The sequence below is a fragment of the Hydrogenophaga taeniospiralis CCUG 15921 genome, from assembly GCF_001592305.1.
Lineage (GTDB): Bacteria > Pseudomonadota > Gammaproteobacteria > Burkholderiales > Burkholderiaceae_C > Hydrogenophaga > Hydrogenophaga taeniospiralis.
In genome coordinates this window covers 194,980-208,128 of the sequence record NZ_BCWR01000015.1, presented here as the reverse complement: position 1 = coordinate 208,128, position 13,149 = coordinate 194,980, and the positions used below count along the sequence as shown (strand labels likewise).

General features: G+C 59.3%; 13 protein-coding genes and 2 pseudogenes. 6 read left to right on the top strand and 9 right to left on the bottom strand.

Annotated features, from left to right (window positions below):
• Positions 1-15 precede the first annotated feature (15 nt).
• The 3 genes from HTA01S_RS17840 to HTA01S_RS17830 form a co-directional block, all read right to left on the bottom strand.
• Complete coding sequence (locus tag HTA01S_RS17840) at positions 16-543, bottom strand: GbsR/MarR family transcriptional regulator (RefSeq protein ID WP_068174079.1); 528 nt, start codon at positions 541-543, stop codon at positions 16-18.
• Positions 544-609: 66 nt separating this feature from the next.
• On the bottom strand, positions 610-2,073 hold the full coding sequence (locus HTA01S_RS17835) for a hypothetical protein (protein WP_068174078.1): 1,464 nt from the start codon (positions 2,071-2,073) through the stop codon (positions 610-612).
• Positions 2,070-3,767: an Hsp70 family protein gene (locus HTA01S_RS17830; RefSeq protein WP_068174077.1), complete on the bottom strand. Its 1,698-nt coding sequence runs from the start codon at positions 3,765-3,767 to the stop codon at positions 2,070-2,072. Before HTA01S_RS17830 ends, HTA01S_RS17835 begins: the two co-directional genes overlap by 4 nt.
• An 82-nt stretch (positions 3,768-3,849) precedes the next feature.
• Here HTA01S_RS17830 and HTA01S_RS17825 point away from each other — a divergent pair, with 82 nt between their 5' ends.
• The 4 genes and pseudogenes from HTA01S_RS17825 to HTA01S_RS17810 form a co-directional block, all read left to right on the top strand.
• On the top strand, positions 3,850-5,709 hold the full coding sequence (locus tag HTA01S_RS17825; RefSeq protein ID WP_068174076.1) for a glutamine--tRNA ligase/YqeY domain fusion protein: 1,860 nt from the start codon (positions 3,850-3,852) through the stop codon (positions 5,707-5,709).
• A 4-nt stretch (positions 5,710-5,713) separates the two neighbouring features.
• Entirely contained in the window at positions 5,714-6,199 is a 486-nt protein-coding gene (locus HTA01S_RS17820) for a DUF6036 family nucleotidyltransferase (protein WP_068174075.1), read from the top strand.
• Positions 6,196-6,402 (top strand): hypothetical protein, encoded by a 207-nt coding sequence (locus tag HTA01S_RS17815; protein ID WP_068174074.1) that lies wholly within the window; start codon positions 6,196-6,198, stop codon positions 6,400-6,402. Before HTA01S_RS17820 ends, HTA01S_RS17815 begins: the two co-directional genes overlap by 4 nt.
• Before the next feature lie 37 nt (positions 6,403-6,439).
• Positions 6,440-6,769 (top strand): annotated as a pseudogene (locus HTA01S_RS17810) (glutamine--tRNA ligase); the annotation flags it as partial.
• A 77-nt stretch (positions 6,770-6,846) separates the two neighbouring features.
• Here HTA01S_RS17810 and HTA01S_RS25400 read toward each other — a convergent pair.
• The 6 genes and pseudogenes from HTA01S_RS25400 to HTA01S_RS17800 all read right to left on the bottom strand — a co-directional run.
• Positions 6,847-8,970, bottom strand: a complete 2,124-nt coding sequence (locus HTA01S_RS25400) for a UvrD-helicase domain-containing protein (RefSeq protein WP_157572172.1) — start codon at positions 8,968-8,970, stop codon at positions 6,847-6,849.
• Complete coding sequence (locus HTA01S_RS25395; protein ID WP_157572171.1) at positions 8,963-9,724, bottom strand: hypothetical protein; 762 nt, start codon at positions 9,722-9,724, stop codon at positions 8,963-8,965. The genes HTA01S_RS25400 and HTA01S_RS25395 overlap by 8 nt, the downstream gene beginning before the upstream one ends.
• Before the next feature lie 314 nt (positions 9,725-10,038).
• Positions 10,039-10,809, bottom strand: a complete 771-nt coding sequence (locus tag HTA01S_RS25390; RefSeq protein ID WP_157572170.1) for a hypothetical protein — start codon at positions 10,807-10,809, stop codon at positions 10,039-10,041.
• 3 nt (positions 10,810-10,812) lie between these two features.
• Positions 10,813-11,319 carry a 3'-5' exonuclease gene (locus HTA01S_RS17805; protein WP_322788367.1) on the bottom strand — a complete coding sequence of 169 codons (507 nt, stop codon included), beginning with the start codon at positions 11,317-11,319 and terminating at the stop codon, positions 10,813-10,815.
• Positions 11,312-11,566 (bottom strand): hypothetical protein, encoded by a 255-nt coding sequence (locus HTA01S_RS25385; protein WP_157572169.1) that lies wholly within the window; start codon positions 11,564-11,566, stop codon positions 11,312-11,314. The genes HTA01S_RS17805 and HTA01S_RS25385 overlap by 8 nt, the downstream gene beginning before the upstream one ends.
• 49 nt (positions 11,567-11,615) lie before the next feature.
• Positions 11,616-11,924 (bottom strand): annotated as a pseudogene (locus HTA01S_RS17800) (nuclease-related domain-containing protein); the annotation flags it as partial.
• 188 nt (positions 11,925-12,112) lie between these two features.
• Here HTA01S_RS17800 and HTA01S_RS17795 point away from each other — a divergent pair.
• Positions 12,113-12,757 (top strand): nucleotidyltransferase domain-containing protein, encoded by a 645-nt coding sequence (locus HTA01S_RS17795; protein WP_084236218.1) that lies wholly within the window; start codon positions 12,113-12,115, stop codon positions 12,755-12,757.
• Positions 12,735-13,145 carry a hypothetical protein gene (locus HTA01S_RS17790; protein ID WP_068174069.1) on the top strand — a complete coding sequence of 137 codons (411 nt, stop codon included), beginning with the start codon at positions 12,735-12,737 and terminating at the stop codon, positions 13,143-13,145. Before HTA01S_RS17795 ends, HTA01S_RS17790 begins: the two co-directional genes overlap by 23 nt.
• Positions 13,146-13,149 lie beyond the last annotated feature (4 nt).

Below are 13,149 nucleotides of genomic sequence, written 5' to 3'. Positions count from 1 at the left end.
AGCCCGGCCAGCCATTCAGCCGTCCGAGCGCACAAACTTCTGCACCGAGGCGCCCAGGCGCATCACCTTTTCCAGCGTGGCGGGCGACAGGCGCAGCATCTCGTCCGTCCACACGCCCAGGGTCTGCATGAAGCGCAGCGTTTCGCGCACGCGGTCTTGCGCGTCGGCCGATTCGGCCTCGAACTCTGGCGTGTTCACCAGCGCCTGCAGCATCTGCACCGTGGGCTGAAACTCGCGCTCCTTGCGCTGGCGCACGATGGTGCGGAACAGCTCCCACACGTCGGACGAGGTTTCAAAATAATCGCGCCGGTCGCCCAGCACCTGCGTCGGCCGGATCAGCCCCCAACCCTGCAACTCCTTGAGGCTGTTGCTCACGTTGGAGCGCGCCACCACCAAGGTGTTGGCGATCTCTTCCGCGTGCAGCGGGCGGCCGTGGAAAAACAGCAGGGCGTGAATCTGCGCCACGGTGCGGTTCACGCCCCAGGCGGTGCCCATTTCGCCCCAGTGCAGCACAAAACGGCGGGAGGTTTCGGTGAGTTCCATGGGGTGGATGTTAGGCGCCATCAGAAATTTCTGTCAAGACAGAAATTAACTGCCACCCACCATCGCTCAGGACGGCACAGCTGTCCGCGCCAGCGCCAAAGGCCGGGCCTTGTACAGCTCCCAGGCCCACAGCCCCAGCAGCACCGCCGCCACCCAGTAGCCCACCGCCAGCAACATGGCGAAAAGAACCGCCAGCGCCTTGGCGCCAAACAGCAGGAAGAGCCACCACCACCCGCCAACCGATGAGCCGAGAAAGCCCTGCCGGCCGCGGAAACGGTAGAACACCAGCCAACCAGCCCACATCCAGATCACCAGTGCCACACTGGGCAGGTCCAGCCCTTCCCTGACCAGCCCGCCGATCAGCACGATCAAGGGCACGCACAAGGCGTGCAGCCAAGCCAGACGATCCACCTCCGCCTCCGGCCGCGCCTGCCAATGCACCAGCGGCGTCCACAGTCCCCGGTACATCGCAACGGCAAGACCCAAGGCCACAGCGCTCAGCTCGAAGTCCCATTCCGCGCCGGACCAGCCATCGCGATCCAGCCGGGCGACCGCCAGCGGCAAGATTCCCAGCAACAATGCCACTGTGCACTGTGCAAACACCACAGCCAGCCGCTCCTTGCTGAGACGGGTGTGGTCGTGCGCACGGAGCCAGAAGCGCACCTGGTCACCGCTCAACGGCGGCGCCAACGCGTTGCGCCATTCATTGCTGAGCCACGCCAGCAGTTGGACCATCTGATCCATCTGCCCCCAACGCAACGCCCGCAGCACGTTCAGCCACAGCCCGGCCGGACGGCTGACCCAGCCCAGACGCCGACCGAGCCGGGCCAAGGCGTATCTCTCACCCACGAAACCCGGATCCCATGCCGCCTGCAGTCGCTGCAGATTCCCCGGCAAGCTCAGCCACGCCTGGTTTTCGCCGACCATCAGCCAGCGCATGCTCAGCTCGTGCCGTTTGTGCTGATATGCATAGGCTCGATCGACGTGGGCACTATCGCTCACCTGGTCCAGATCGAAGAAGGCCCACAAGACATCCAGGCTGTCGGCCAGCAGCGGCTCCTCAAAGTTCGCCAGTGCCCACGGCAGGACATCGGCCACCGCGTGCTTGATATCCAGCTGCCACAGAAATGGCTGCTCGGCCAGCCACTGATGCGCGGCTTCGGGTGATGGCTGGGCAGCGACCCGCTCCAGTATCAGACGCGCGATCTCGACCGGCGTCATGGTCACGCTCGTGCCTTCGGACCCGGAGTCCTGCACCGACTCCGACACCGGGTGCGACTCATGCGGAACTTCGAGGTCGGCCTGAGCCAAGACCTCTGCCGTTTCGGCAATGGCGACATCCGCGTCGCCGTCAGCCTGCACGCGACATGCCGCCTGGGCGAGTGCCGCCTCATAGGCCTCGCGCAGGCGCTGGAAGCCCTCCGGGTCTTCCGCCGGCCGGGTGTCCTTCAACAGCCGCGCATAGGCGCGCTTGACGTCGCGCTCCTGCGCATCTGGCCGCAGGCCAAGGCGTTCAAAGGCCCAGCTCATCGCGTGCCCTCCACGCCGTCCAGCCGTTCCCGCAAGGCCTCCCGGTGCTCCTTGACCACACGCAGGTCCTGGGTGTCCAGCGCCTGGCGAAACAGCAGGATCCATTGCTGCACATCGGGCCGGTCGTGGATGTATTCCTCATACACCCGCTCGGCACGGGCCAGAAGGGCCACGTTTTCCTGTTGCTCGCGTGGGTGAACCTTCAAAGCATCCAGCGCCGCAATGCGTGCCCTCAACTCCTGCGCCGACAGGGTCGCCTCGCCCTGTTGCAGCACCAACTCGTGGCGCTCGCCATTGGCCAGGGACCACGCCTCCACCTGAAGGATGCCGTTCACGTCGTAGGTGAAGCGCACGCGCACACCGCGCTCGCCACTGTGCCCGGCGGGGCCCAGCGGTACGGTCAACTCGCCCAGCTGGATGTTGTTGCGCACCCAGGGACTCTCGCCCTGGTACACGCCGATCTGCACCTGCGTCTGCTGGTCGGTCAACGGATAGAACACTTCTTCTCGACTGACCGGCACCGTGCAATTGCGCGGGATGATCGGGTGAAAGTAGCCGGTGTCGATCTTCCCGCCCTCCAACTTTCGGCCCACGTCGGTACCCAGCGAGTAGGGACACACGTCGGTCAGCACCACCTCGCGCAGGCGCTGGTCATTGGCCTTCATGCCGGCGGCCACAGCAGCACCCAATGCAATGGCGTGGTCCGGGTTGACGTGGCGCAAGGGCAGACGCCCCATCATGCGTGCCACCAGCTGTGCCGCCATGGGCATGCGGCACGCCCCACCCACCAGGATCACTTCGTCGATATCGGCCGGCCGCAGTTTCGCGTCGCGGATCGCCCGCTCCAGCGGTGCGCGCATGCGCTGCAACAACGGCTCGGACAGTTGGGCAAACCGCTCCTGTGACATCTGCCACGGCGCCGTCTGCTCGCCGCACAGGCCGTCCAGACTCACCTGTTCCTGAGACGACAGCGCCTTCTTGGCCTGCTCCAGCCGCCGCCGAATCTGCGCCCGCACGCCCGGAACCAGCCCATCCATGCCTGCCGGCGGCAGACAGCGCGCTGCAAAGTCCTTGACCAGCACGTCCAGGAAATCCTCGCCGCCCAGCCAGTTGTCACCGGCGCTGGCGCTCACCTCCACCACCCCTTCGAACATCTCCAGGATCGACACATCCAGCGTGCCCCCCCCGAGGTCAAAGACCAGAAAACGGCTCTCGCGGTCCAGCTGCTGCAGCCCGTAGGCCAGGGCCGCAGCAGTGGGCTCGTTCACCAGCAGCTCCACCTTGACCCCGGCCATTTCACCGGCCTGGCGCGTGGCCTTGCGCTGCGCGTCTGAAAAATACGCCGGCACGCTGATGACCGCCTCGGTCACGTCTGCGCCCAGATGGGCGCGTGCGTCGTCCAGCAGCGAACGCAGCACCAAAGCCGACAGCTGCTCGGGCCGGTAGTGCCCGCCCCGCAGCGATGTCTGGCGATCACTACCCATCCAGCGCTTGAACGTCGCCACCGAGGCGGTGGGATGCGTGATCAGCCGGTCCTTGGCGCCCTGCCCCACCAGAACAAGGCCCTGCTCGTCCACCGCCACCACCGACGGCGTCAGTGTTTCGCCCAATGCATTCGGTACCAGCGCCGGCCCCTCCGGTCCGTAATGCGCGATCAGCGAATGGGTTGTCCCCAAGTCAATGCCCACCAACATGCGGCCCCCTCCAGGCTCAATTTAGTAAACCGGCGATCTTACGGTGAGCCATGGGCCTCAGGCTCCGCCCTAGAATGACCCAATGAGCTCCAACACCCCCTCCAACCCGGCCAACAAGGCCCCCAAAAACAACGCTGCCGCCGCCCCCGAGGCCGCCGGCGAGCACAAGGTCAGCAACTTCCTGCGACAGATCATCGAAAACGATCTGGACAAGGGCACCTACGCCAGCCGCCACTGGGCCGGCACCCCGGGCGACGCCGCGCACCACGCCGCCGGCCCGCTGGACCCGGCCAAGATCCGCACCCGCTTCCCCCCCGAGCCCAACGGCTACCTGCACGTGGGCCACGCCAAGAGCATCTGCCTCAACTTTGGCCTGGCGCGCGACTACGGCGGCGTGTGCCACATGCGCTTTGACGACACCAACCCCGAGAAGGAAGACACCGAATACGTCAACTCCATCCTGGACGCGGTGCAGTGGCTCGGCTTCAACTGGGAAGCCAACGGCCAGAGCCATTTGTTCCAGGCCAGCGACTACTTCGACTTCATGTACCGCGCGGCGGAATACCTGATCACCGCCGGCCACGCCTACGTGGACGAACAGACCGCCGAACAGATGCGCGCCGCCCGCGGCGACTTCGGCAAACCTGGCGTGGACAGCCCCTTCCGCAGCCGCACGCCCGAGCAGAACCTGGCCCGCTTCCGCGAAATGCGCGACGGCGCGCACGAAGACGGCAGCATGGTGCTGCGCGCCAAGATCGACATGGCCTCGCCCAACATCAACCTGCGCGACCCGGCCATCTACCGCATCCGCCGCGCCACGCACCACAACACCGGCGACAAGTGGTGCATCTACCCCATGTACACCTTTGCGCACCCCATCGAGGACGCGCTGGAGCAGATCACCCACAGCATCTGCACGCTGGAGTTTGAAGACCAGCGCCCGTTTTACGACTGGCTGATGGACCGCCTCTGCGAAGGCGGCCTGCTCGCCCACCCCGCGCCGCACCAGTACGAATTTGCCCGCCTCAACCTCACCTATGTGATCACCAGCAAGCGCAAACTCGCCCAGCTCGTGTACGACCACAAAGTCAGCGGCTGGGACGACCCGCGCATGCCCACCATCGTCGGCCTGCGCCGCCGCGGCTACACGCCCGAAAGCATCCAGCTCTTTGCCGAACGCATCGGCGTCACCAAGAGCGATTCCTGGATCGACTACAGCACGCTCGAAGGCTGCCTGCGCGAAGACCTGGAAAACAAGGCCCACCGCGGCATGGCCGTGCTCGACCCCGTCAAGTTGGTGCTCACCAACTGGGCGGAAGCCTTCGGCGCTGACGACTACACCGAAGACTGCACCCAGCCCGCCCTGCCCCACAGCGCCATCGCCGAAGGCCAGACCCCGCCGCCCGAGCGCGTGTTCAAGATCGGCAACGAGGTGTGGATCGAACGCGAAGACTTTGAAGAAGTGCCGCCCAAGGGCTACAAGCGCCTGTTCCCTGGGAACGTGGTGCGCCTCAAAGGCGGCTACGTCATCGAATGCACCGGCTGCGCCAAAGACGCGAGCGGCACCGTGACCGAAGTGCACGCCAAAGTGATCCCCGGCACCAAGAGCGGCACCCCCGGCGCCGACAGCGTGAAAGCCAAAGCCGCCATCACCTGGGTGAGCGTGGCCAGCGGCGTGAGCGCCGAAGTGCGCCTGTACGACCGCCTGTTCAGCGACCCCAACCCCGACGCCGGCGGCAAAGACTTCATCGAAGCCCTGAACCCCAACAGCCTGAAAGTCGTCACCGCCTACGTAGAGCCCTCACTGGCCGCCGCGAAGCCGGACCAGAAATTCCAGTTCGAGCGGTTTGGGTACTTTGTGGCGGATCGGGTGGATCACGTGGCGGGGAGCAAGCCGGTGTTCAACCGGGTGACGGGGTTGAAGGATTCTTGGGGCAAGTGACGCCATGTTCTACCTCGACCTCTTCGCAGCCCTGAACCGACACGAGGTTGGCTACGTGCTGATCGGTGGGCTCGCGGTCGCGCTTCACGGGGTCGAGCGCAACACCATGGACGTGGACGTCTGCGTCGTGGTGTCGCCAGACAACCTGGCCCGCCTGGCGGCCGCAGCCAGAGAGCTCAAGCTGCAACCCATGTTGCCCGTGCCGCTGAGCGCGCTGGAAGACATTGAAACGCTCAAGCGCTGGCACACAGAACGCCACCTGCAAGCCTTTGCGCTGCGCAGCGACCAATTGGCTGGCGTGACACTGGACGTCTTGCTGTTCCCGCCGGTGAATCCACAAGACATGGTGCAACGGGCGCAGCGCCTCGACATCGCGGGTGTGCAGGTGCCGCTGGCGTGCATTGACGACCTGATAGCGCTCAAGCAAAGTGCTGGGCGCCCCATCGATCTGGCCGACATTGAGCACCTCAAACGCCTTCAAAAGCCATGACGTCCACCACCACCCCCACTCAGAACCTCGCCTCACAGAGCCAGCGCGACCAGCGCACCTACTTTGTCAGCGACGAACGCCTGCGTGCTTTTGCACAACTGACACCGCTGCAACGCCTGCAATGGGTGGAACAGTGCTCGCACTTCGTGCGACTGGGGCAAATGGCGCGGCAAGCCGACCGTGCCCAGGCTACCGACCACTGAATCGAGCGCCATCACGATGAAAAGCAACACCCGAGCAATCCCCGGCGCCGACAGCGTGAAAGCCAAAGCCACCATCACCTGGGTGAGCGTGGCCAGCGGCGTGAGCGCCAAAGTGCGCCTGTACGACCGCCTGTTCAGCGACCCCAACCCCGACGCCGGCGGCAAAGACTTCATCGAAGCCCTGAACCCCAACAGCCTGAAGGTGGAGACCGCCTACGTGGAGCCCTCACTGGCCGCGGCGAAGCCGGATCAGAAATTCCAGTTCGAGCGGTTTGGCTACTTTGTGGCGGATCGGGTGGATCATGTGGCTGGGGTTAAGCCTGTGTTCAATCGGGTTACGGGGTTGAAGGATAGCTGGGGGAAGTGATTCGCCTTGGTTACTGATCTGCAGCGTTTGCAAAAAAGCCACAAGAGGTCTTTGGCCCTTGTGGCTTTTTTTCGAACTCAGCTAATTTGAGCAATTAAGCCATGCTCCTTGGCATCCCTAACTACCAGAGGGACATAGTCACTTGACACAATCGAAAGCGAACGAGTTGCACGACTGCATGACAAATAAACGCCCGTCAATTCGTGTCTCTTTCCAAAAGACGTGACAGCCGGAGAAATATCCAAAGTAGACAAAATCACATGGCTAAACTGAGTTCCCCCTATGAATTGCCACGGAGCAACTATGACTGACTTCTTGCGATAGCCAAGCTGCTCAACATCATCAAAGCTAGCCAACCTAGTAGCAGAAATTTTCTTAGATTCCAGCAGATCACAAATCAAAGCATCGGTATCGCCCATTGTCGCGATACATACCCGATCAGAACCCGTTGCAGCCCGTAGAGCATCCTGAACGAGAGTCACCACCAACTCTACCCCAGCATCCCTATCCGTAGCCAAATATAGTTTAGGCACACCAGCCCCACTTGGTCGATTAGGATCGATTTTAAGTGGCAATGTATTTAACGGAAATTTCTGATAGAAGAATCTAATTAGATCAAATATTTCCTTTTCAAATCGATGAATGGTTTCCAAATAAACAGTCTGATTCGAAACCATCCCCCGCTTCGAATGCAAGCTTGAAAAAACGCCTTGAGACGGATCTTCCGCAGTGACAAATGGAACTCCCTTGCGCGACCGCCCGAGAAGCTCTAGAGCCGATCTCTCCTGAGCATCAAACAATTGCAGCTCATCAACAAAAATATAGTCATAGCCATCAGTCTCCCTTCTCATCCTCCAAGTGTAAGTCTCGAGAACCCTAATAGAGTCGAGTACAAACTGGTCAGTTGTGATAGCTGAGCGATCAACCAGAATTCGTAGCAGTGACTTATATATATTCAAAACAAAACTGCGGTCGGCCATCAATTCAAAAGGCGGCATCCAGTCTTCACGTGCGCCAGCCAGATATGATCGAACCGCATCCGGATCATCCGGCGCGAAGGACGAAGCCGTCAGAACGCCAGAAATCTCCTCATACAAGTTAAACAAAAGATCCAATCTCGATCGACCATCATCCGGCGCCAATAGCCCAGTCAAAATCCAGTCCGATAATCCTTCGCGCCTAAATCCATCAGCATCAATTATTTGCCTAATTATTTCCAGAACCTTTACTCGACCCTCTGTCGAGTCATCACCAATAATCTCCACAACCTGTTGCCCGATGTGCCCCGCATGAAGCTGCAGCAGCGACAAAAGAGGAAATACAACAACACCACTAGGGACAACCCCACCGTTTAATGCACAGAGAACTCCATCGATTCTTTCTGCCATAGCCCAGCTGTGGGTAGCGACAAGAATCTTCCTACCTTGAGAAATCACATCAGGACTTCGGGAAACAAGTAAGACTCGCAGACAAAGTGCGAGAGTTTTCCCAGAACCGGCAGGCCCAACAATTCGAACTGAGGACTGTGTATCCAGGGCCAGAATGTTTTTCTGCGATTCAGAAAGATGCGGCTGCCAGTCCTCATAGGTGCGATTCTTGACAACGGACCCACTACCGATCACGGACAAGTCAACTTCGGCAACCAAACCCTCTGATTGATTTAATGTATTGGGCTTCGGCGCCTTCAAGCCGCGCGCTCTGGATATCAAGCTTTCAAACCCATCAGGCCAAGTTGTAGGGCGATATTTCGCTAGGTCAACTTGATCAGAAGAGGAAGTAATAGCATCAAAACGCACGCAACTATTATTTCCATCAGATTCTGCAACCCACCTCAAGTTCGCTATACCCTTCGGCAAGGCAAAAAACGTCAGCAAGTTGCGATAGTGATATTCAGACCATTGGCGTGGAAGGTGAATCGGTGGATTCCTCAATCCTTTCACAACACGAACAATTCTTCTGTACACATCGAAGACATCACCACCAACAACCGTCAACAATGCAGACAAAGACTCCAAATCAATCAAGGCAAAGAATGAGCCAGTAGCCTCTTGCGCCGAATAGTAGGCCATTATCTCGTCAGACAGAGCCTGCGAGGCAATCCCATGCCTCTCACTATCAACCGGAAGTTTATCTTGACCCCAAATCTCGTGCATTAGCATGAGATCCAGAGCCGATTCAGTAATCAAGATGTATTTACGCATTACCCATCACCCCTTCAATCTCTGACTTAAATTCAATCTTTCCATCAGGCAATCCAATGTCCGAAAACACTTGAGCCATCACCTGGGTCAACCGATATCGAAAAGGCGAATCGAGTCTAGCAACAAATTCACCATCACAGTATTTAGTATCAGACGTTTTTAGCGCGATTTCTCCAACAGGCACTTGCCACAAATGCCGAACCCACGCAATTCTTCCTTTAACGCCCAATATTTCAGCAGAAGGAAGGATAACCAAATCCCCTCGCTTCTGCAATTGCGTCTCGAATGCGCCTCCACTTTTTGGAGCACCTCCGATCATCTTCATCAAATCACGATAGGACGCAGTTGTAATTTGCTCTTGGAGGCCCAATATCAGCCTCACAGCAACCGAATCAATAGCTGGCACCTCTGGACGTGTCAGAAGCTCCCGCAGCCGAACATCGATCAAAAGCAAATCTTCATTTAGATCAATAGCATACTTCTTGCACAAGCAAGATCGAAGCTGAGAGCTGAGCGACTCACACGCCTCCAAGAAAAGATATCGCTCAAGAATTGCTTGTACCGTTAGCAACGGAACAAGCGTTACGAGTTGAGCATGTTTTCGATTCTTAAGATCGCAATCGGCGGTAACAACAATACCTGCCATCCGCATGGGATCCTTAGACTCACGAAACAGCACCAAGTCCCCTTGCCTCAGATGCGGCTTTGCAGAGACCGATTGTTCCAGTAACCACCCTTCAAGAATCTCGCTCACTGAACCTCCTTAAATTATGCAGAAATTTAATACAAAACACTTCAAATAAATTTAATCCCAAAACTTTTCCCCGCCAACTCCCAAAATCAGCCGCTGCGTGGCCAGTGGCCCAAGCACCATGGCCATCAAGGGCAATTCCAGGCCCTTGCTCACGTGCAGGGGCATCGCCTTGAAGCGGTCCTGGCAGGAATCTAATTTCCCGGTCTTATTGCACCCCGGCGCTACATGCCGCGCCGGACCAGGACGTTGGTGCATAGATTCATCTCGCTCAAAGGTCTGCATTGGTAAATCTACATGATTCGCCCAAAAGGCTCTTACCAGTCGAAATAAATCATGCTTGCAGCCAAGCTCCTAAGGGTAGTAGAAATATTGGGTGGTCGATATATCAATTCGGTATCTAGCAAATGGTTCTGGAGCGACAAGGATTCAGCAACTTCACCCAAAGTAGGGGGGGCATTCCCTGGAAATAGATTCAAGAATATAGGCTGAGTGCGAAGCTCAAAATAAACCCCACCTATGTAGCCGTCTTTGACCAGCGGAAAGGTGAGAATCGCACCTGGATCATGAAACGTTTCTTTCTTTGGCAAGAGAAAATGTGCGCCCATCTTGTGGCTAAAAGGCAGTTTTCCGAATGCCACATCAATCAAATAGGGTGGAGGCAATCCTGGGGCAGAACCATGCATGCCAATCCCAATGTGCCACTTCCCACCGTATGCAAGATTGATTGCAGTCTTAAGAAGCCAACGCTCCAATCTATGACCATCAACCTTATTGCCAATTGAACTACCACCAAGAGGCTGCACTGAACGCTGGAAGAGATCGATTGCCTTCTTCGCTTCAGCATCGGTGTCAGAAAGCGCTGAATTGTGCTTTTTACAGAGGATTTGCCGAGCCAGCCCATTTATTCCAACCGTTTTGGTCTCATCCATGCACCAATCAAACCCTTTAACACGGACAACACCATCGGGGAACAAACAATTTGATAGTAGGTGCTCTCTGGACGGTCCGTCACCACATCCGCCGCATGAAGCAGCCCAACACTTGAATTTGCGTTCTTGAGTCGTTTTCTGGGTTTCGTCAATCATCGGCTACGCCTCCAGTCTCACCCCAAATTCACCCTCCCCACCCATCCCGATGATCAGCCGCTGCGTGGCCCGCGTGGCGCCCACGTAAAACAGCTTGGCTTCTTCGCGCTCGTCTTCGCCGGGGGCAGGCATGTGGCCCGCGCCCACCAGCGCCACCACCGGGAACTCCAGCCCTTTGCAGGCGTGCATGGTGAGCACCTTGATGTTGTCGGCCGCCGGGTCGAAGCTGCCCGCGCCTTTGCGCACCTGATGCGGCAGGCCGCGCTGGCGCAGCACGCCGGCGCATTCGTCCATTTCGCTGTAGTGCCGGCAGATGATGGCCATGTCGCCCCAGGCGTGGCCTTCCTGGTGGGCGGCGCCCAGCAGCTCGGCCACGCGCGTGGCTTCGGCCCGCAGGCTGGGCAGGCTGGGCAGGCTGGGCAGGCTGGGCAGGCTGGGCAGGCGGATGATGTGCGGCGCTTCGCCGTCGCGCCCGCAGCTCACGGGCCACTCCCTTGAGGACTCAGTCATTTCCATCAGTCTCATCGTCCGGATTCATTCCGATAGTTCTGAGAAACATCACCACAAGGATTGCCGATGCCGCACCTAGAAAGAAATGAATCCACAGCGACAACCCAAGAAAACCTAGCTCGACTGAGTTCGTTTCAGGCGCAGTCATAACAACGACTACCAGCCCCACTGCTCCACCAAATATCCAGCGCAGCTCCCCAAGAAAACCAAGTAGTCCACCCTTGTAGCGACCCGTCTGCTCTCTCATCGTCGTATCTCCTTCTTCAATCGGAAGTTCGCCACTCACGAGAGCGCTGCGCGTATTTCCGCGCCTGCTCCAGCGGGTTGGCGATGGTCTTGGGGCCGTTGTCGCCGTGAATATCCCAGGTCTGTTTGTTGGCCTGAATCAGGGTGTAAAGCCGGAAGTCCTTGACCTCCAGGATCAGGATGCCCCGGCGCGGGTGCATGACGACGAAATCCGGGTGCTGGTGCTTGGGGCCGATGGCCACGTCGTACCAGAGCAGGTAGTCGGCATCGAGCTTGTCTTCCAGCCGTTCGGCGGTGCGGCGCTCGCCCGAAGTCATGCGCGAGACGCAGTTGCCCAAGGCGGGTATCGGTGTGGCCATGGAGTTGTAAGTATTTGCTTCCCTGGGCGCATGATGCACCAACCGGGAGCAGCCCCTGAACAACCCTTGCCAAAGTGTCTGTGCGGTAGCTTCCCAGGTTAGGCTCACCGCCTCAGGAAACATGAGCTGCACCCGGACGTACCGCTGGGTTTTGGAATACGGCACAGTCAATAAAACTCATATTGGGTATGATAAAACCCATTATGGGTATCAACTCCACTCCTTCTCCCTCGTCCATAGCCGATGCCCTCTTCCCCAAGGTGCGTCAGCGTGTGCTGGCCGTGCTGTTCGGTGTGCCAGACCGCAGCTTCTACACAAACGAGGTGATCGGCCTGGCGCAGTCGGGCGCAGGCGCGGTGCAGCGTGAGCTGGCCGATCTGGCGGGCGCGGGTTTGCTCACGGTGCGTAAGCAGGGCAACCAGAAGCACTTTCAGGCCAACGCAGCGTCGCCGGTGTTTGCCGAGTTGCGCGGGCTGGTGCTCAAGACGACGGGGCTGGCCGATGTGCTGCGCGCTGCGCTGGTGCCATTGGCGCCGCAGATTGAGCGCGCCTTTGTGTTTGGCTCCATCGCAAAGCAACAGGACACAGCCGCGAGCGACGTGGACTTGCTGGTGGTGAGCGACACGCTGGGCTATGGCGAGTTGTTCGCCGCGCTGGAGGGGGCCAGCCAGACGCTGGGCCGCACCATCAACCCGGCGCTCTACACCGCCGCTGATTTCCACACCCGGCTGCAGGGCGACAATGCGTTCATCCATCGCGTGATGCAACAGCCAAAGATATGGCTGATCGGCCAGGAGGAATCAGCGTCACATGAACCCGACCAACCCACTTGAAAACCTGAGCCGCCCCGGCGGCTCGCTCAAACCAGAGCCGCCGGATGCGGCCGAGATCGCCGGCTTGCAGCGCACGGGCCGCGCCCGCCTGGCGGACGCGGGCAACACCACGCTGGCGCTGGAGAGCCGCTTTGACTTGGCCTACAACGCGGCCCACGCCTTGTGCCTCGCGGCACTGCGCGCCAAGGGCTACCGGGCCGGCAACCGCTACATCGTTTTTCAGGTGCTGCCACATACGCTGGGGCTGGGGCCCGAGGTCTGGCGCGTGCTGGACTTGTGCCACAACAAGCGCAACCTGGGCGAGTACGAAGGTTTGCTGGAGGTGGACGAGCGGCTGGTCAAGGATCTGATCTTGGCGGCGCAGCGCGTGGCTGCTGCGCTGGCGTAACACG

Excerpts from the sequence above, each read along its gene's own strand:
- HTA01S_RS17815 (WP_068174074.1), top strand. The coding sequence starts at position 6,196 with ATGACGTCCACCACCACCCCCACTCAGAACCTCGCCTCACAGAGCCAG.
- HTA01S_RS17790 (WP_068174069.1), top strand. The coding sequence starts at position 12,735 with ATGAACCCGACCAACCCACTTGAAAACCTGAGCCGCCCCGGCGGCTCG.
- HTA01S_RS17835 (WP_068174078.1), bottom strand. The coding sequence starts at position 2,073 with ATGAGCTGGGCCTTTGAACGCCTTGGCCTGCGGCCAGATGCGCAGGAG.
- HTA01S_RS17830 (WP_068174077.1), bottom strand. The coding sequence starts at position 3,767 with ATGTTGGTGGGCATTGACTTGGGGACAACCCATTCGCTGATCGCGCAT.
- HTA01S_RS25390 (WP_157572170.1), bottom strand. The coding sequence starts at position 10,809 with ATGATTGACGAAACCCAGAAAACGACTCAAGAACGCAAATTCAAGTGT.
- HTA01S_RS17805 (WP_322788367.1), bottom strand. The coding sequence starts at position 11,319 with ATGACTGAGTCCTCAAGGGAGTGGCCCGTGAGCTGCGGGCGCGACGGC.
- HTA01S_RS25400 (WP_157572172.1), bottom strand. The coding sequence starts at position 8,970 with ATGCGTAAATACATCTTGATTACTGAATCGGCTCTGGATCTCATGCTA.
- HTA01S_RS17795 (WP_084236218.1), top strand. The coding sequence starts at position 12,113 with ATGATAAAACCCATTATGGGTATCAACTCCACTCCTTCTCCCTCGTCC.
- HTA01S_RS17820 (WP_068174075.1), top strand. The coding sequence starts at position 5,714 with ATGTTCTACCTCGACCTCTTCGCAGCCCTGAACCGACACGAGGTTGGC.
- HTA01S_RS25385 (WP_157572169.1), bottom strand. The coding sequence starts at position 11,566 with ATGAGAGAGCAGACGGGTCGCTACAAGGGTGGACTACTTGGTTTTCTT.
- HTA01S_RS17840 (WP_068174079.1), bottom strand. The coding sequence starts at position 543 with ATGGAACTCACCGAAACCTCCCGCCGTTTTGTGCTGCACTGGGGCGAA.
- HTA01S_RS17825 (WP_068174076.1), top strand. The coding sequence starts at position 3,850 with ATGAGCTCCAACACCCCCTCCAACCCGGCCAACAAGGCCCCCAAAAAC.